Below are 17,895 nucleotides of genomic sequence, written 5' to 3'. Positions count from 1 at the left end.
TCAATCCCCTATCGGATTTTCAGGGTCGCCAGACCCACCAGTACGAGAATCACGGTGATAATCCAGAACCGCACAATGATCTTCGGCTCCGGCCACCCCTTCAGTTCAAAATGGTGATGAATGGGGGCCATGCGGAAAATCCGCCGGCCGGTGAGCTTGTACGAGCCCACCTGCAACATCACCGATACCGTTTCCATCACGAACACACCGCCCATGATGAAAAGCACAATTTCCTGGCGCACGATTACCGCCATCACACCCAGCACCGCCCCCAGGGACAGCGCGCCCACATCGCCCATAAACACCTGGGCGGGATACGCGTTGAACCACAGGAAACCGAGACCCGCACCACACAGGGCAGCAGAGATAATCACCAACTCGCCAGCACCGGCCACATAGGGAATCTGCAAGTAAGTCGCAAATTCCGTATGCCCCCCGGCGTAGGCAAAGATGCCCAGGGCGCCACCCACCAGTACGGTGGGCATGATGGCCAGGCCATCCAGACCGTCAGTCAGGTTCACCGCGTTGCTGGTGCCGTTAATCACAAAATAGGTGAGCACGATGTAGAACCAACCCATGTTGATGGCCACGCTTTTGAAGAAGGGCACGATCAACTGGGTTTCCACCGGGCTTTGCGCGGTGAAGAACAAGGCACAACCGGCACCAAGCGCGCCCACTGACAACCACAAATATTTCCAGCGGGCGGGCAAGCCGCGCGGGTTCTTTTCCACCACCTTGCGCCAGTCATCCACCCAGCCCACGGCGCCGAAAATAAACAGCACACCCAGGGTGATCCACACAAACCGGTTTTCCAGATCGCCCCACAACAGGGTGGAAATAACGATGGCCACCAGAATCAGCGCGCCGCCCATGGTGGGGGTACCCGCCTTGCTCAGGTGACTCTTCGGACCATCGTCACGAATGGCCTGGCCCACCTGCTTTTCCTGCAGTTTGCGGATCATGATCGGGCCGACCCAGAACGCGATGAACAACGCCGTCAGCACACTCAAGATGCCGCGCAGGGTGATGTACTGCACCACCAGAAAACCGCTGTGGTATTGCGCCAGATATTCCGCCAGCCAAAGCAGCATCAGCGTGCCCCCTCTGTGTGTGTGCGTTCCTGTGTAAGCCGCTGCACCACCGCTTCCATACCGGCGCTACGGGATCCTTTCACCAACACCGTGCCGCCTTGTGCCAGCACCGGAGCACTCCAGCTCGCCGCCTGTTGATAGTCCTCGGCAATTTTTGCTGCTTCGCCATAACCCCGTGCGGCCGCCGCTGCACCGGTCATGGCAACCAAACCGGAAAGCCCGGCCTGACGAGCGTATTCACCCAGTTCCTCTACCAGCGAATCGGCCTGCGGGCCCAACTCGCCCATGGCGCCCAGCACCAGCATTTGTGGTGCCGGCTGCGCGGCCAGCCAATCGATGGCGGCGCGCACTGAACCCGGGTTGGCGTTGTAGGTGTCATCAACCACCGCGCCGGCACCGGCGGCCTGGATATGCATTCGTCCGGGGACCGGTTTCAGTGCTGCCAGACGCGGCAACACCTGAGGTAAATTTACGCCCAAGGCACGCACCGCCGCGCAGGCCATCAGGGCATTGCTCACCTGATGTGCACCGGGCAGCGGTACCGTCACCGCTTCGCCCAGCGGCTGAAGCACAAACTCCGCACGATCGCGATGCAGGGCGATATTTTCGGCATACAGGTCGGCACCGGTTCGCGTGCTTTCATCCATGCTGACCCGCACCACCGTCAAACCAGCAGCACGGGCTTTTTCGGCGAAGAAATCCGCGAAGCTGTCATCGTTGTTGATGATCGCCTGACCACCCGGCGTGCAGCCGCCAAAGATTTCCGCCTTGGCATCGGCAATACCCTGCATGGAACCAAAGCCTTCCAGGTGCGCGCCGGTCACGTTAGTAACCAGCGCCACCTGCGGGCGCGTCAGCGAACTGGTCCAGGCGATTTCGCCCGGCGCATTGGCGCCCAGTTCGATTACCGCGAAACGATGCTCTGCGCGCAGGCGCAACAGGGTCAGCGGCACTCCCACGTCATTGTTGAAGTTGCCATGGGTGGCCAGGGTACCGTCACCCAGCATGGCCGCCGCCATTTCCTTCACCGTGGTCTTGCCGGCATTGCCGGTGACCGCCAGGCGGGGCAAATCGAACTGGGCGGCATAACCGCCGGCAAGTCGACCCAGGCCTTCACGGCTGTCGGCTACGCGCACAGCGCTTTCGAAACTGTCCTGCTCACGGTCCACCAGTGCCGCAATGGCGCCACCGGTTTTGGCCGAGGCCAGAAAATCATGGGCGTCAAACCGCTCACCGCGTAACGCCGCGAACAAGCAACCCGGTTCGATGGCGCGGGTATCGGTGGCCACCGCATTCACTTTCAGGTCGTCACCCTGCAGGGTGCCGCCGGTCCACTGGGCGATCTGTGACAGCCACATCATTGCGCACCTCCCCGGGCGATAAACGCCTTGCGGGCAAGGTCGCGGTCATCACTGGGGTAACGCACGCCATCGACTTCCTGATAATCCTCATGACCCTTGCCGGCAAGCAGAATCACATCGCCGTCACTGGCCGCTTGCACGGTATCCATTACCGCCTGGGCACGCTCAACAATGGCCTGCACTGACGCTGCATCGGCAAGGCCGGCTCGCATGTCGTCGATAATCTGTTGCGGGTCTTCGCTGCGCGGGTTGTCACTGGTCAGCACCACACGATCCGCGCCGCGCTCGGCCACAGCGGCCATTTGCGGGCGCTTGCCGGTATCCCGGTCTCCGCCACACCCCACGATGCAGAACAACCGGCCATGGAAATGGGCGCGGCATGCCTGCAAGGCTTTTTCCAGCCCGTCCGGGGTATGGGCGTAATCAACGATCACGGTGGGACAGCCCGCTTGCTGTACCGGTTCCATGCGACCGGGCACCGCTGTTACCGCCGCCAGCGCGCCACCCAGCGAAGCAGTGCTGATACCCTGGCCATGCAGAATGCCGGCAACGGCCATCACGTTGCTGAGGTTAAAACGACCAAACAGCGGCAGCGTGACCGTCAACGGGTCACCGCCCACGGTCAGTTCGGCGCGCATACCGTCGGCAGTAAAGGTGACAGCGGCACAGCGCACGGTGGCGCCCGGCTGATCGCCGAAGGTGACACAGCGCACGCCATCGGCCAGACAGCCGATCAGCGAATAAGCCGCCGGATCATCGCAATTGATCACCGCCAGCTTGACGCCGTCGCGGGTGAACAGCACAGATTTGGCTGCCAGATAGGCTTCCATGTCCCCGTGGTAGTCCAGATGATCCCGGCTCAGATTGCTGAACACCGCCACCGGTACCGGCGTGGAACCAAGGCGGTGCTGATCCAGCGCATGGGATGACACTTCCATGGCTACACAATCAGCGCCCGCATCACGCACCCGGGCCAGACCGGCCTGCAGGGTAATCGGATCCGGCGTGGTATGGCCGGTAGTCTGCTCATCGCCTTTCAGGCCCAGCCCCAGGGTGCCAACCAGCGCACAACGGTGGCCCAAGGCATTAAGGGCATCGCGCAGGAACCAGGTGATGCTGGTCTTGCCGTTGGTGCCCGTCACGCCCACCACATTCATGGCCGCACCGGGCTCGCCGTACCAGCGCGCCGCCAGCGCACCCACGCGACGCCCCAGCCCCGGCAGCGCCACACAGGGCACCGCCTGATCCTGTTGAATCTCAAAGGTTTCTGCGTCCGCCAGCACCGCCACCGCACCGGCGGCGATCGCCTGGCTGACAAACTGACGACCATCGCTGGCCACGCCCGGCACGGCCAAAAACAGATCGCCGGGAGCAACATTACGGCTATCGAGCTGTAGCCCTGAAAGCACAACACCCGCCGCAGAAGCTGGCAGGGTGACATCGGGTAACAGTTGCTGGAGGGTCATCATGAGCGATCCTCCGCATCCGGGCCGCCGGCCAGCAGCCCGTCGGGCTTGTCCGGTGGCACATGCAGCGAACGCAATACGCCACTCATGATGTTGGAAAACGCCGGCGCCGCGACCAACCCCCCGTAGTAGGCTTTTCCGCCCGGATCATCGATTACCACCACGGTGACAATGCGCGGATCTGTTGCCGGGGCCAGCCCGGCAAACAAACCAATATAGTTGTCATCGGCATAACCACCGGCCATCACCTTGTGCACCGTGCCGGTCTTGCCGGCCACCTGATAGCCCGGCACCTGCGCACGGCGCGCGGTACCCACACGGCTGACCACGGTTTCCAGCATCTGCACCAACTGCCGGGCCGTCGCCTTGCCAATCACCTGCTCGCCCTGCGGCACGCCATCCACTTTTTTCAGGGTCAACGGCACTTTGACGCCATCGTTAGCGATCACGGCGTAGGCCTGGGCCAGCTGCACCGCAGACACGCTCAAGCCGTAACCATAGGACAGCGCCGCCCGCTCCACATCGCGCCACTTGCTGCGCAGCGGCAGCAGGCCGTTGCTCTCACCAGGGAAAGCAATGTGAGTGGACTGGCCAAAACCGAAACGCTCCAGATAGCCCGGCAGGGCCAGGGGCTCCATGGCCAGTGCCAGCTTGCTGGTGCCCACGTTGGAGCTCTTGGTCAGCACCGTGGTGATGTCGATGACACCGTAATCCCGGTGATCACGAATCGTTTTGCTGCCCACCCGCAAGGTACCCGGGTGGGTATTGATGGTGGTGGACGGTGTCACCATGCCCATTTCCAGGGCCGCCGCCACGGTAAACGGCTTCATGGTGGAGCCCGGCTCGAACAGGTCCGTCACTGCCCGGTTGCGAAGCGCACCGGTATCCAGATTGCCGCGATTGTTGGGGTTGTAGGCCGGCTGATTGACCATGGCGAGCACTTCACCGGTGCGCACATCCAGCACTACCGCACTGCCACCCTTGGCCTTGAATTTCTGCACCGCGCCGAGTAACTCCCGGTAGGCCAGGTATTGCAGCCGCAGATCAATGCTCAGGGTAACGTCTTCACCGGGTTCTGCCGGCTCCAGCACTTCAATATCCTGAATCACCCGGCCCAGCAGATCGCGCACCACTTTCTTGCGACCGGAATGGCCGGACAGATGATCTTCCATGGACAGCTCAATGCCTTCCTGCCCCTGATCATCAATATTGGTAAAGCCCACCACATGGCTGGCCACTTCGCCGGCCGGGTAATAACGACGGTACTCTGTCAGCGAATAAACGCCGGGCACATTCAGATTCAACACCGTCTTGGCCGCTTCCGGGGCCAGGCCACGCTCCAGATAGATAAACTCGCGGGATTCATGCCGGCGGACCTTGCGGGCAAACGCTTTCGGGTCGATCACCGGGTTGCCGGCCAGGCGACCCCACTGATCCTGATGCTCCATGGCTTCGCGGGGATTCACCCACAGCGTCACCACCGGCGTACTCACCGCCAGCGGCTTGCCGGCACGATCACGAATCACGCCACGATGCGCCGCCAGCGGCTCCACACGCAGGTTGCGAATGTCGCCCTGGTGCGCCAGATAATCGTGCTGAATCACTTGCAGATTCACCGCCCGAACCAGCAACAGACAGGCACACACCGCCCAGAAGCCCAGCACAAAGCGCCAGCGCATCGGGTGATTCGGTTGCCGTGTCTTGCGGGCCTGTTTCTTCATGGCCGGATCAGCACTCTCTCATCGGTCTTGGGTAATTTCATGCCCAGCTTTTCCCTGGCCAGGCGCTCCACCCGGGCGTAGCTGCCCCAGGTGCTATGCTCCAGCAACAACTGGCTCCACTGGCTTTCCAGTCGAGTCTGACGCTGCTGCAAACGTTGACTCTCATCGGTAAAACGGCGTGCCTGATGCACGCTGTAGCTGACTGCCAACGCAGACATGACCACCAGCACCACCAGGGCACGGATCATCCACGGGGCCGCCATCAGGCCACCTTCTCCGCCACCCGCAACACCGCACTGCGCGAGCGTACATTCACTTTCAGCTCTGCCTTGCTGGCACGCATGGCCTTGCCCACCGGCTCCAACCGTTGAGGCATCTCATTGCCCAACGGCAAACCACCACGCCCCTTCGGCGCCCGGCCGGAATGGTCGCGAATAAACAGTTTCACGATCCGGTCTTCCAAAGAATGGAAGCTGATAATGGCGAGACGCCCGCCGATGGCGAGCGTCTCGAGGGACTGTTCGAGCACTTCATTCAGCGCATCCAGTTCCCCGTTTATATGTATTCGCAGCGCCTGAAAGCTGCGCGTGGCCGGGTGCTTGCCCTGCTCATTGCGCCCCAGCACGGACTCGATCAAATTGGCCAGCTGCAGGGTGCGGGTAATCGGCTGCTCTTTACGGGTGTCGCAAATGCGTTTGGCAATCCAGCGGGACTTGCGCTCTTCGCCATAGCGATACAGCACATTGGCAATGTCTTTTTCCGCCGCATGGGACAACCACTCGGCCACGCTTTCGCCCTGAGTCGGGTCCATGCGCATGTCCAGGGGGCCATCGCGCAGAAAGCTGAAGCCCCGCGCCGCATCGTCCAGCTGGGGTGAAGACACCCCCAGATCCAGCAACAACCCGTCGATCGGCCGCCCCGCCTGCTCCACCACTTGCGGCAGGCAATCAAAACGGCTGGCCACCATATGAAAACGGCTGTCGCTGGCCGCGAGCTGCTGCCCGGCGGCAATGGCCTGCGGATCACGATCAATGCCGGCCAGGCGGCCGTTGTCGTCCAGGCGCGCGAGCAAGGCACGGCTATGGCCACCACGGCCAAAGGTACCGTCCACATAAAAGCCTTCGCTCTGGCTGAACCACATATCCAGCACCTCTTCCAGCATGACCGGCTGGTGTGCGTACTGCGTGTTTTCGGTCGTCATCAGAACGACAGCTCCTGCACACTTTCCGGCAAGGCCGCCGGATCCAGGGTGCCATCCACGTCGGACCAGCTTTCCTCTTTCCAGATCTCGAATCGGTGCATCTGACCGATCAGCATGGCGCGTTTTTCCAGGCTTATCGCCGCTCGCAACTCCGGCGGTACCAACAGACGGCCATTGCTGTCCATCTCGATTTCAGCAGCCTGCCCCAGGAAGCGTCGCTTGAGCTGGCGCACCTGCGGGTTGGAATCACGCTGCTCAGACAGCTTCTTGGCGGTATCCATAAATTCGGCGCGTGGGTAGAGCGCCAGGCAGTCGTCAAACGGGTGCAACGTAAGCACAAGCTGGCCGCCGCACGTGTCGATTAACGACGCACGGTACCGGGTCGGCATGGTTAACCGCCCTTTGGCATCCAGATTGAGTGCTGCGCTCCCAGTAAACACTGGCCGTCCTCTTGCTCTTGGTTATGCGGTTCCTTCCCGGGGCCTTTCGCCCCACTTCGTGACACCTGTCACGACGGAATTCCCACTTTTTCCCACTTTTCACCACATTGAGACACTCTAGGGCCACTGCAAAGCCCAAGTCAAGCGTGACGACACAGGGAAACGTAAAAGAATTTCCAAATAAATCAGCCTGTTAGCTGGCTATTTGAGCAGAGAAGAGGGAGCCGGGAAGCGATAAACGGAAGGAGTTCCGTGACGAATCAGAGCGCTGGGACGCGCAGGTGAGAAAGCACTTTAAGTGTTAGACAGATTAGTTATTACTAACTTTATTTATATATCATTATTCACATGACGCATCAGCAATCCGCCGAAGGGAGCCGGTAGTTTCCGCTATCCAGCAAGTCCACGCCGCACTCCAGCTGCGCCAGCCAGTCGAGAAACCGCCCCACATTGTCATCCTGAAAGTACCCGCCATGCTGGGGCACAATCATCCGCGGCGCGAGCTTACGCACCATCGCCACCCACAGCCTGCAGGCTCGATTGCTGGCCATGTAGCGGCGATGGAATCCCTGCATGCTGTGACAATGATCCGCAAAGTTATCCACCCGCCCTTCTTCCCCGCCCAGGCTGGCGCCCACGTCGCCGGAAAAAAGGATACCGCTGAGCGGATCATAGAAGCTGAAATTGCCCACGGAATGCAGAAAGTGCGCCGGCAACACCCACAGCTTGGTACCGGCAAACGGCAACACCTTGCCTTCGTCGGCAATGCCCATAATCCGCGCCTGCAGTTGCTCACCCATCTTGCCGGTGACATAGGACGATGCCAGGTGCGGCAAGAAGCGGGACCACAGACGACTGACCACCACCTGACAGCGGGTATGCATTAACCAGCGCGGCAGTGATGCGATGATGTCCGGGTCCTGGTGGGACGCAAGAATATACTCCAGCCCGTCCAGATTAACGCGACGACTGAGCGCAATGGTTAAAGGGGTATAGGTGAGATCGCCACCGGGGTCGATCAGCGCGGCCTTATCGTTATGACGGATGCAGAACTGGTTGGCCTGTACCCCCTCGCCCACCACCAGGTCAGCAAAGCGCAGAACCTCATGCCCATTTTCACTGAAGAGGGTATCCACCTGTGCCATGCCGAGCTCCGAACTGCGTGAGCGGGCAAGCCTAACGGCGCACGATTATTGAATCATGATCCAGGTCAACAAGGAGAGTGATTGCGAGAAACAAGCAACGAAACACGAAGCCCTTTCAGGTCATCGCACTCGTCGCTTGCGTCGCATATGGAAAAAGGTGGACCGGTCGATAAGCCGGGTTCTGTCGTGGACAGTCATTCATCTCGGGTTTGCGTCGCCACAAACCTCTAGCAACCTACCCGGATCCAGCGCGGGCCACGCCAACGGATCCCTATTTGGTCTTGCTCCGGGTGGGGTTTACCCTGCCACCGCTGTTGCCAACGGCGCGGTGCGCTCTTACCGCACCTTTTCACCCTTACCGATTCCGACACAAGGACGGAACAGGCGGTATCTTCTCTGTGGCACTAGCCGTAACCACACCGTTCCCAGTGTGGCCCCCAGGCGTTACCTGGCACCCTGCCCTGTGGAGCCCGGACTTTCCTCCAACGGCCATCCTTAAAAAGAATCGCCGCCAGCGACTGCCTAACCGGTCCGGGGCGGAGTCTAAACAGTTAATAATTAATAGTGAATAATTAATAGCTGCGCGGACCAGGTTTTCTGATCTTGAAGCGCAAAAGGCCACGCGCCCCAAAGTTGAGCGCAGCCTCTTGTGCCTGAAAAACGACCAAACCGGATCGCAAGTTATTCATTATTAACTATTAATTGTTCATTGCCTCTAACAGCGCATACAGCTCCTGGCGCTTCAGCCCGGTATGGGCCGCCATGATTTTGGCCACCCGTGACACCGGCAACTCAGTCAACAGGCTTTTCGCCAGCGCCTCGTCCTTGTCTGTCCACGACGAAGACTGCGCCACCGGCGACAGCACCAGCACCAGCTCACCGCGCCGCTGGTTGCTGTCCGACGCCACCCAATCGCAAATATCACCTACCGGGCCACGACGAATCGTTTCAAATTGCTTGGTCAGCTCACGGCACAGGGTAATTTCACGATCTTTTTCAACCAGCTCTTTCAGGGTTTCCAAAAAGGACAGCACCCGGTGAGGCGCCTCATAGATAATACTTGTGACTGACAGGGCCGCCAGGCGCGCAATGGCTTGCTGACGCGGCGCCCCCTTGGCTGGCACAAAGCCTTCGAACAGGAACCGGTCGGAGGGCTGCCCCGCTGCCGCCAGCGCGGCCAGCAACGCCGACGCCCCCGGAATCGGCACTACATTTACCTGTGCCTCCTGGCAAGCACGAACCAGCCTGTAGCCGGGATCACTAATCAACGGCGTCCCCGCATCACTGATCAACGCCCCCTGCTCGCCACCCTGCAACCGCGCCACCAACTCATCGCTGCGCTGGCTTTCATTATGGTCATGGCAACTGATCATGCGGCTGCGAATACCCAACTGATCAAGCATCCGCTGACTGTACCGGGTATCCTCCGCCGCGATCCAGTCCACCGCCGCCAGTACGTCAATTGCCCGACGGGTAATGTCATCCAAATGACCGATCGGAGTACTGACAATAAACAAAGTCCCGCTCATATTCGTGCACTACTCAAGTGTTAAGACGCCCGGAAAGCGCCTACAATAGCCGCTTCATTCTGGTAATACGAACCTCGCCATGGAATTTAGAAAGGCTTATCTGGCAGCATTTCTGGCTGCCGCTGTTGTGGCCGGCTGCTCCACCACCCCTTCATCAAAGACCAAGGTCTATGAAACGCCCGCCGTTGCCACGCCCCGCGCACCGACAGAGGCGCCCGCTGCGCTTTCTGCCGCCCGCAACCAACTTGCCGGCATGGATGCCGACGAACGCATTACCTCAACGCTGTCCTGGGCCTCTACCTATCTGGGCGAAAAACGGGCCGCCGATGCAAACCAATTGCTCGCGGACCTTAACCCCGGACAACTCAGCAGTGAGCAGCGTTTCACCTGGTTGCTACTCAGTGGCCGCGCCCAGCTCGGCCAACAGCAAGCGGACAAGACCCTGACGCTGCTGCAGCAATACCAGGACGAAATACTGCAATATCCCGCCGAGCATCAGGCCCAACTGGATCTGTTGCGCGCCGACGCCCTGGCCATGCAAGGCAAGCTGCTGGACAGCCTGCAGCAACGCGTCGCCGCGCACCCGCTACTCAGCAATGATGATCAGGGCTACAACCACAACATGATCTGGCAACTGCTGATGCAGCTGCCCAACACCGATCTGGCCGACGCCATTGATGGTAGCAGTGGCGATCTGCGTGGCTGGCTGACCCTGGCCCAACTGTACCGCGACCCCATTGCCGACCTGGATGCCCAGGTGACCCGCCTGAACCAATGGAGCGCCCAGTGGCGCACCCACCCGGCCATCGACGATGTGCCACAAATGCTGGAAGCTCTGGAAAAAGCCGCCAGTCAGCGCCCCAGCCAGGTCGCCATCCTGCTGCCAACCACCGGCACACTGCAAACTGCCGGCAAGGCCCTGCAGGAAGGCATTATGACCGCCTTCTACCAGCAGCAGAAAAACGGCCAGCCGCCGACCCTGCGTTTTTACGACTCCGGTGGCGACGATGTCCTCGCCGTGTACCAGCAGGCCGTGGCCGATGGCGCCGATTTCATTCTTGGTCCCCTGGCCAAGGACAAGGCCGCCACCATTGCCGCCCAGGGCACACTGCCAGTGACCACCCTGGCACTGAACTACATCGACACCGACAACCGCGCCGACAACTTTTTCCAGTTCGGCCTGGCCCCGGAAGATGAAGCTCGCCAGATCGCCAATCATGGCGCCCGCAGTGGCGCCTTGCAGGCCGGCATCCTCTACCCGGAAGGGGAATGGGGCGACCGCGTTGCCCAGGCCTTCGTCGATCGCTGGCAGGAACTGGGCGGCTCAGTCACCATCACCCGCACCTACCAGGAAGGGCCCAGCATAGGGGAAACCGTCAAGGAAATGCTGCTGGTAGCACAAAGCCAGAAGCGCGGTAATGCGGTCAGCCGTTTCACCAGCCTGAAGATGGATAACCAGCCTCGCCGTCGCCAGGACATGGATTTCCTGTTCCTGCTCGCCGACCCCAATCAGGGGCGCCAGGTGAAACCGGCCCTGAATTTCCACTACGCGAAAGATTTGCCCGTCTACGCCACCTCCCTGATCTACAGTGGTGAAGACCCGCGCCGAAATCAGGACCTGAACGGCATCCGCTTTGTGGATATGCCCTGGATTCTCTCCGACGATAACCAGGCCCTGCACGACGCCGCCAACGAACAATGGCCGGACGGGCATGGCCGCTACGAGCGCCTGTTTGCCATGGGCATCGATGCCTATCGACTGCAGGGCCGTCTATACCTGCTGAATGCCCTGCCTTCCAGCGAGCTCCCCGGCGTGACTGGCCGGCTGCATATGGAAAACCAGCGCATCGTTCGCCAGCTTAACTGGGCCGTCTTCGTAGGCGGCAAGGCACAGACGCTGCCACAAGTAGCCGAACCAGGCCAAAACAGCTCCCGTGCCATTACTTCGCAGTAAAAAAGACACCGGCCGCGACGCGGAAAAACGTGCCGCGAAATGGCTGGCTGAACAGGGGCTGACCGTTGTGGAGCGCAACTTCCACTGCCGTCAGGGGGAAATTGATCTGATCCTGCTGGATCAGGACACCCTGGTCTTCACTGAAGTGCGCTGGCGCAAACACCAGAGCCATGGCGGCGCGCTCGCCTCGGTGGATCAGCATAAACAACGGCGACTGATCAACGCGGCCCAGCACTTTCTGGCCCGCCACCCAGAACATCATCACCGGCCCTGCCGCTTCGATGTACTGGGCATGGAACCGGGCAGCCAGCAGGCTGTCCTTTACCAATGGATACAAAACGCCTTTTATAGCGAATAAGCTACACAGCAGAATGTGAAAGATTGAGCGACCCTGAACTCAGCGAACAGGACATTGAAGGGACAATTTATGAGCGTGGACCGTATCCGGCAACTGTTTGCCGAAAGCATCGAAACCAAAGCAAAAGCCGGCGAAGTACTGCCTACCGTAATTGAAGCCGCAGGTCAGGCCATGGTCGAATGCCTGCTCAACGGCGGCAAGATCCTCACCTGTGGCAACGGCGGCTCCGCTGGCGACGCCCAGCACTTCTCTTCCGAGCTGCTTAACCGCTTTGAAATGGAGCGCCCGGCGCTGCCCGCCATCGCACTGACCACAGACTCGTCCACGCTGACCTCTATCGCCAATGATTACAGCTACAACGAGATCTTCTCCAAGCAGGTCCGCGCCCTGGGCGGCAGTGGCGATATCCTGCTGGCAATTTCCACCAGCGGAAACTCCGCCAATGTGATCCAGGCTATCCAGGCCGCCCACGATCGCGAAATGCGCGTGGTCGCCATGACCGGCAAGGAAGGCGGCGAAATGGTCAATCTGTATGGCCCCAACGATATCGAAATCCGGGTGCCCGCCACCTCCACAGCCCGCATTCAGGAAGTCCATCTCCTGGTCATTCATTCGCTGTGCGATTACATCGACCAGCAGTTGTTCGGAGGCCAGTAATGGTCGCACGCTTCATCCGCTTATCCGCCCTTGCCCTGCTGCTGTCACTGACTGCCGGATGCGCATCCCTGTCCAAGGGCATGTCCGATCAGCCCACTGACCAGGATCACGGTTCACGGACTTTTGGCGCCTTCGTGGAAGATGGCAACATCGAGCGAAAAGTCGCCGTCAACCTGTCACGGGCCAGCGCCGAGCTCGACGAGTCCCGCATCGTGGTGGTCAGTTACAACGGCAACGTCTTGCTTGCGGGCCAGGTGGCCAGCGAAGGCCTGAGCACCCAGGCGGAAAATATCGCCAGCCAGGTACGCCATGTGCGCAACGTGCACAACGAACTACAGGTAGTGGGCTCCGGCTCCTTCCTGGCGCGTACCAATGACACCTGGCTCACCAGCAAGGTCAAAAGCCGCCTGCTGATTAACGGCGACGCGCCGGGCTGGCGCACCAAGGTGGTGACGGAAAACGGCGTGGTCTACCTGATGGGCCTGCTCACCCATGCCGAAGCCGATGCCGTGGTCGCCCAGGTACAGAAGGTGTATGGCGTACAGAAGATCGTGAAGATCATTGAATATATAGATTAGGCGCTGCGCGCCGGTAACACGCTTCACGCGTCACGCCCCATGAAGGGAAAACAAAAAGCCCGCTCAATGAGCGGGCTTTTGCGTGTTGCCTGCAGCGTGAGGCGTGCTGCGTCTCACTTTCTCACTTCACCACTTTCAGGTGACTGACCTTACCTTTGCCTTCCTCTTTCTTCTCGGGCTCCGGGGTCGTCGGTGGCTCCGGTGGATCCACCGGGTCAAACGCCATGCCCTGCCCGTTCTCACGGGCAAAGATCGCCACCACCGCATTCACCGGCACCCGGATCGTCATGGGCATGCCACCAAAGCGGGCAGAAAAGGCAATTTCATCGTTATCCGCCACGAACTGGGTGACGGCGCGCGGCGCAATGTTCAGCACGATCTGGCCGTCCTGCACAAAGTCCTGCGGCACTTCCACACCCGGGAAACTGGCATTTACCGCCAGGTGGGTGGTCAGGCCGTTATCGCAGATCCATTCGTGGATCGCCCGTATCAGATACGGGCGATTGGAGGTCATTTCGGACATGATTACAGCGGGTTACGCAGTTCGCGCTCGGCGTCCGTCAGGCTGGCCTGGAACGCATCACGATCAAACAGCCTCTCGGCGTAGTCCAGCAGCGGCTTCACCTGCTTGGCAGGCAGCTCAATCCCCAGTGCCGGCAACCGCCACAGGATCGGCGCCACCACACAATCCACCAGGGTGAACTCTTCGCTCATGAAATACGGCAGCTCGCTGAAGATCGGCGCGGTGGCGATGATCGCCTCGCGCAGCTCCTTGCGGCGCTTGTTCAGGCTGGCTTCTTTCTCTTCACCGGCCAGAATCGCATCCACATGGCCACACCAGTCACGCTCCACGCGGTGAATCAGCAGGCGGCTCTGGGCACGCGCCACCGGGTAAACCGGCAACAACGGCGGATGCGGGAAACGCTCATCCAGATATTCCATGATCACCGTGGACTGAAACAAGGTCAGCTCACGATCAACCAGCGTGGGCACTTCGTTGTACGGGTTCAGCGAGGCCAGATCTTCCGGCTTGTTGCTGCTATCCACATCAACGATATCGACCGTGACCCCTTTTTCTGCCAGCACGATACGCACGCGATGGCTGTAATGATCTTCCGGGGAAGAAAAGAAAGTCATTGAAGAACGCTTGGTCACCACACCCATTGTCGAGTCATCTCCGCACTAGTGATCTATAACAGAAACAGGGTAACCGCTTACGCGGATACCCTGTTCAACGCTGGAATCCTACACTGAAGGATCAGTGTACGTCTTTCCAGTATTCCTTTTTGAGCAGGTAAGCCGGGATCAACAGGATGCCCAGGAAGACCAGCACATAAACACCCAGACGTTCACGCTGCGGGCGAATCGGCTCCGCGGTGTAGGTCAGGAAGTTAGTGAGATCGCCCATGGCCTGCTTGAACTCGTCTTCGCCCAACTCTTCTTCCAGGCCCGCCATCACGTGGGGCATACCCACGCTCGGGAACACATGGTTGTTGTAACCGAACGGACGGGACTCATCTTCGTAAAAGTTGATCAGGTACGAATACACCCAGTCGGAAGAACGGTACCGGGTCACCATGGTGAGATCCGGCGGTGCATTACCAAACCACTTCTTCGCGTCGTCCTGGTCCATAGCGTTATGCATCTGGTCACCGAACTTGTCACTGACGAAGTTCAGGTTCTCCATCACCAGCTCTTCCGGCATTTCCAGATCTTCCGCCATGCGGCTGTAGCGCTGGTACTGCAGGGTATGACAACCCAGACAGTAGTTCACGAACAACTTGGCACCGTTTTGCAGGCTAACCTTGTCTTGCAGGTTTACCGGCGCTTTCACCACGTACTCGTTGTGGCCACCGCCAGCCGCGAACGCGACCAACGGCAGGCAGCTGAAAAGAATAACCGCTAGTTTCTTCATCAGTGTCCCCCCGTTACCCGTTCCGGAACCGGCTTGGATTTCTCGAATTTATGCACGAACGGCATGATCAGCAGGAAGTAGCTGAAATAATAGATCGTGCCGAACTGCGCCATCATCGTCTTGCCTGGTGTTGCCGGCTGGGTACCGAAATAGCCCAGCATCAGGAAGTCCAGCACGAAGAGCGTCATGAAGACCTTGCTCCAGATGCCACGATAGCGGATGGACTTCACCGGGTGACGATCCAGCCACGGGATCACGAACAGGATCACGATCGCGCCGCCCATGGCCACCAGACCCCATGCCTTGGAAGACATGATGAAGTCGATGGTTGTGGCACGCAGCATGGCGTAATACGGACCGTAATACCAAACCGGTGCAATATGATCCGGGGTTTTCAGCGGGTTAGCCGGTTCAAAGTTCGGCTTCTCCAGCAGGTAACCACCACCATCCGGGAAGAAGAAGATCACCACGGCAAAGATCATCAGGAACACGATCACGCCCGGCAGGTCCTTCACGGTGTAGTAAGGGTGGAACGGGATGCCGTCTACCGGTACACCGTTTTCATCCTTGTTCTGCTTGATTTCCACGCCATCCGGGTTGTTGGAACCCACTTCGTGCAGCGCCAGAATGTGCAGCACCACCAGGGCAAGCAACACAATCGGAATAGCCACAACGTGCAGCGCGAAGAACTTGTTCACCGTGGCCGTGGACAGCAGGTAATCGCCGCGCACCCAGGTAGTCAGGCCTTCACCGATTTCCTTGGCGTCTGCCGCGCTAATGAACGGCAGCAGATCAAACGGGATCGCACCCGCCAGGGAGATAATTACCTGGGCACCCCAGTAGGACATGTTGCCCCAGGGCAGTACGTAACCGAGGAAGCCTTCGGCCATCAGCGCCAGGTAGATCAGCATACCGAAGATCCACACCAGCTCCCGCGGCGGCTTGTAGGAACCGTACATCAGGCCACGGAACATGTGCAGGTACACCACAGCAAAGAACGCAGACGCGCCCACTGCGTGCATGTAACGGATCAGCCAGCCCCACTCCACATCACGCATGATGTATTCAACGGAGGCAAACCCTTCGTTGGGAGAGAAGAACATGGTCAGCCAGATGCCGGTGAGCAGCTGGTTTACCAGCACCACGATGGAGAGCACACCAAAGTAGTACCAGAAGTTGAAGTTCTTCGGCGCATAGTATTCGGACATGTGACGCTTGTAGGCGTCCACCACGGGCAGACGGGCATCTACCCAATCGACAACGCGATTCACCATTCCCATCATGCCTTGGTCTCCCCTTCCTCAGAGCCGACGATAACGACAGCTTCGCTCAGGTAAGAATGCGGCGGAACCACCAGGTTGGTAGGTGCCGGAACGCTCTTGTACACCCGGCCGGCCAGATCGAACTTGGAGCCATGACAGGGGCAGAAGAAGCCTCCGTGCTCCAGCTCTACCGTCGGCTGATCCTCAAATAGCGGGGAGCAGCCCAGGTGGGTACAGGTACCGACCAGAACCAGGTATTCCTTCTTGATAGAACGCCATTCGTTCCTGGCGTATTCCGGCTGTTGATCCGCTTCGGACGCAGGGTCACGCAGCTTCTCGTCCAGCTTCGGCAGGGTATCCAGCATATCGTCCGTGCGACGCACCACCCAGATGGGCTGGCCTCGCCATTCTTCTACTACGCGCTGCCCTGCTTCCAACCGGCCAATATCCACTTTTACCGGCGCACCGGCATTTTTGGCTTTGGCACTGGGCTGCCAGGACTTAACGAAAGGTACAGCCACGCCAACGGCTCCTGCGGCACCAATCGCCGAAGTCAAGCCGATCAGGAAAGTGCGGCGGCTGCTATTAACGCCGTCGTTGCTCATTGAGTTATTCTCCCCTTAGATCCCACGCTCGGGGTTAGTCCGAGACTCGAGGTTTATCCTCGCGTTACGGGCGGAGTAAGGCGGCGCAAATGGTAAAGAAAAAGCCCACACCTGACAACCGGTTATTATCCCGACAGAATCGCTAAACACCTGATTTGAACACAAAAAAGCCCAGCATTGCTGGGCTTTTTTGTATAACTGTAGTGCTTGAAGCTTAACGCTTGGAGAACTGCGGACGACGACGCGCCTTGCGCAGACCCACTTTCTTACGTTCCACTTCACGAGCATCACGTGTCACGTAACCGGCACGACGCAGCTGACCACGCAGCTCACCGTCATACTCCATCAGTGCACGGGTAATACCGTGACGGATGGCGCCAGCCTGACCGTTGTTGCCGCCACCGCTAACGGTAACCAGCACATCAAACTTGTCAGTCGCTTCTACCAGCTCCAGCGGTTGACGAACAACCATCTGGTTGGTTTTACGGCCGAAATAGGCATCCAGCGGGCGACCATTAACACTGATCTTGCCACTGCCCGGACGCAGAAAAACGCGAGCGGAAGAGGTCTTGCGGCGACCGGTTCCGTAGTTGGTTTCTACAGTTGCCATCG

19 protein-coding genes and 1 other RNA gene are annotated in these 17,895 nt (G+C 59.5%); 4 read left to right on the top strand and 16 right to left on the bottom strand.

Annotated features, from left to right (window positions below; all coding sequences use genetic code 11):
• Nucleotides 1–8: 8 nt before the first annotated feature.
• The 10 genes from mraY to rsmI form a co-directional block, all read right to left on the bottom strand.
• Nucleotides 9–1,091 (bottom strand): phospho-N-acetylmuramoyl-pentapeptide-transferase, encoded by a 1,083-nt coding sequence (gene mraY, locus F1529_RS08075; protein ID WP_007150321.1) that lies wholly within the window; start codon nt 1,089–1,091, stop codon nt 9–11.
• A complete protein-coding gene (gene murF, locus F1529_RS08070) occupies nt 1,091–2,452 on the bottom strand; it encodes a UDP-N-acetylmuramoyl-tripeptide--D-alanyl-D-alanine ligase (RefSeq protein WP_155133557.1) in 1,362 nt (453 codons plus the stop codon). The genes mraY and murF overlap by 1 nt, the downstream gene beginning before the upstream one ends.
• The gene (locus F1529_RS08065; protein WP_155133554.1) at nt 2,449–3,921 is read right to left on the bottom strand and encodes a UDP-N-acetylmuramoyl-L-alanyl-D-glutamate--2,6-diaminopimelate ligase; all 1,473 of its coding nucleotides are present in this window, start codon (nt 3,919–3,921) and stop codon (nt 2,449–2,451) included. The genes murF and F1529_RS08065 overlap by 4 nt, the downstream gene beginning before the upstream one ends.
• Nucleotides 3,918–5,639 carry a penicillin-binding protein 2 gene (locus tag F1529_RS08060; protein ID WP_155133551.1) on the bottom strand — a complete coding sequence of 574 codons (1,722 nt, stop codon included), beginning with the start codon at nt 5,637–5,639 and terminating at the stop codon, nt 3,918–3,920. The genes F1529_RS08065 and F1529_RS08060 overlap by 4 nt, the downstream gene beginning before the upstream one ends.
• Nucleotides 5,636–5,902, bottom strand: a complete 267-nt coding sequence (gene ftsL / locus F1529_RS08055; RefSeq protein WP_155133548.1) for a cell division protein FtsL — start codon at nt 5,900–5,902, stop codon at nt 5,636–5,638. The genes F1529_RS08060 and ftsL overlap by 4 nt, the downstream gene beginning before the upstream one ends.
• The gene (rsmH, locus tag F1529_RS08050) at nt 5,902–6,840 is read right to left on the bottom strand and encodes a 16S rRNA (cytosine(1402)-N(4))-methyltransferase RsmH (protein WP_155133545.1); all 939 of its coding nucleotides are present in this window, start codon (nt 6,838–6,840) and stop codon (nt 5,902–5,904) included. The genes ftsL and rsmH overlap by 1 nt, the downstream gene beginning before the upstream one ends.
• A complete protein-coding gene (gene mraZ, locus F1529_RS08045) occupies nt 6,840–7,280 on the bottom strand; it encodes a division/cell wall cluster transcriptional repressor MraZ (RefSeq protein WP_039926899.1) in 441 nt (146 codons plus the stop codon). The genes rsmH and mraZ overlap by 1 nt, the downstream gene beginning before the upstream one ends.
• A 356-nt stretch (nt 7,281–7,636) precedes the next feature.
• Nucleotides 7,637–8,425: an MBL fold metallo-hydrolase gene (locus F1529_RS08040; RefSeq protein ID WP_155133542.1), complete on the bottom strand. Its 789-nt coding sequence runs from the start codon at nt 8,423–8,425 to the stop codon at nt 7,637–7,639.
• 154 nt (nt 8,426–8,579) lie between these two features.
• An RNA gene (gene rnpB, locus F1529_RS08035) (RNase P RNA component class A) lies at nt 8,580–8,959 on the bottom strand.
• Between the two features lie 164 nt (nt 8,960–9,123).
• Nucleotides 9,124–9,954, bottom strand: coding sequence for a 16S rRNA (cytidine(1402)-2'-O)-methyltransferase (gene rsmI / locus F1529_RS08030; protein ID WP_155133539.1), 831 nt, complete (start codon nt 9,952–9,954; stop codon nt 9,124–9,126).
• Nucleotides 9,955–10,033: 79 nt separating this feature from the next.
• Here rsmI and F1529_RS08025 point away from each other — a divergent pair, with 79 nt between their 5' ends.
• From F1529_RS08025 to F1529_RS08010, 4 genes are all read left to right on the top strand, one after another.
• Nucleotides 10,034–11,908, top strand: a complete 1,875-nt coding sequence (locus F1529_RS08025) for a penicillin-binding protein activator (protein ID WP_155133536.1) — start codon at nt 10,034–10,036, stop codon at nt 11,906–11,908.
• Nucleotides 11,889–12,266 (top strand): YraN family protein, encoded by a 378-nt coding sequence (locus F1529_RS08020; RefSeq protein WP_007149337.1) that lies wholly within the window; start codon nt 11,889–11,891, stop codon nt 12,264–12,266. The genes F1529_RS08025 and F1529_RS08020 overlap by 20 nt, the downstream gene beginning before the upstream one ends.
• Before the next feature lie 69 nt (nt 12,267–12,335).
• Nucleotides 12,336–12,923 carry a phosphoheptose isomerase gene (locus tag F1529_RS08015; RefSeq protein WP_007150375.1) on the top strand — a complete coding sequence of 196 codons (588 nt, stop codon included), beginning with the start codon at nt 12,336–12,338 and terminating at the stop codon, nt 12,921–12,923.
• Nucleotides 12,923–13,501, top strand: a complete 579-nt coding sequence (locus F1529_RS08010) for a BON domain-containing protein (RefSeq protein ID WP_155133533.1) — start codon at nt 12,923–12,925, stop codon at nt 13,499–13,501. Before F1529_RS08015 ends, F1529_RS08010 begins: the two co-directional genes overlap by 1 nt.
• A 121-nt stretch (nt 13,502–13,622) precedes the next feature.
• On the opposite strand, the gene F1529_RS08005 is transcribed toward F1529_RS08010, so the two are convergent.
• The 6 genes from F1529_RS08005 to rpsI all read right to left on the bottom strand — a co-directional run bounded on the left by F1529_RS08005 (nt 13,623) and on the right by rpsI (nt 17,893).
• The gene (locus tag F1529_RS08005; protein WP_007148786.1) at nt 13,623–14,024 is read right to left on the bottom strand and encodes a ClpXP protease specificity-enhancing factor; all 402 of its coding nucleotides are present in this window, start codon (nt 14,022–14,024) and stop codon (nt 13,623–13,625) included.
• Between the two features lie 2 nt (nt 14,025–14,026).
• The gene (sspA, locus tag F1529_RS08000; RefSeq protein WP_007148462.1) at nt 14,027–14,665 is read right to left on the bottom strand and encodes a stringent starvation protein SspA; all 639 of its coding nucleotides are present in this window, start codon (nt 14,663–14,665) and stop codon (nt 14,027–14,029) included.
• 94 nt (nt 14,666–14,759) lie between these two features.
• Complete coding sequence (locus F1529_RS07995; RefSeq protein ID WP_007149895.1) at nt 14,760–15,416, bottom strand: cytochrome c1; 657 nt, start codon at nt 15,414–15,416, stop codon at nt 14,760–14,762.
• Nucleotides 15,416–16,690, bottom strand: a complete 1,275-nt coding sequence (locus F1529_RS07990; RefSeq protein ID WP_230457885.1) for a cytochrome bc complex cytochrome b subunit — start codon at nt 16,688–16,690, stop codon at nt 15,416–15,418. The genes F1529_RS07995 and F1529_RS07990 overlap by 1 nt, the downstream gene beginning before the upstream one ends.
• A 5-nt stretch (nt 16,691–16,695) precedes the next feature.
• Complete coding sequence (gene petA / locus F1529_RS07985) at nt 16,696–17,283, bottom strand: ubiquinol-cytochrome c reductase iron-sulfur subunit (RefSeq protein WP_007149851.1); 588 nt, start codon at nt 17,281–17,283, stop codon at nt 16,696–16,698.
• 214 nt (nt 17,284–17,497) lie between these two features.
• Nucleotides 17,498–17,893, bottom strand: a complete 396-nt coding sequence (gene rpsI / locus F1529_RS07980) for a 30S ribosomal protein S9 (RefSeq protein WP_007149663.1) — start codon at nt 17,891–17,893, stop codon at nt 17,498–17,500.
• Nucleotides 17,894–17,895: the final 2 nt, after the last annotated feature.

This window comes from Alcanivorax sp. VBW004, assembly GCF_009718865.1.
GTDB lineage: Bacteria > Pseudomonadota > Gammaproteobacteria > Pseudomonadales > Alcanivoracaceae > Alcanivorax.
Note: the sequence above shows the minus strand (reverse complement) of the source record. Positions and strands in the feature narration are given on the sequence as shown.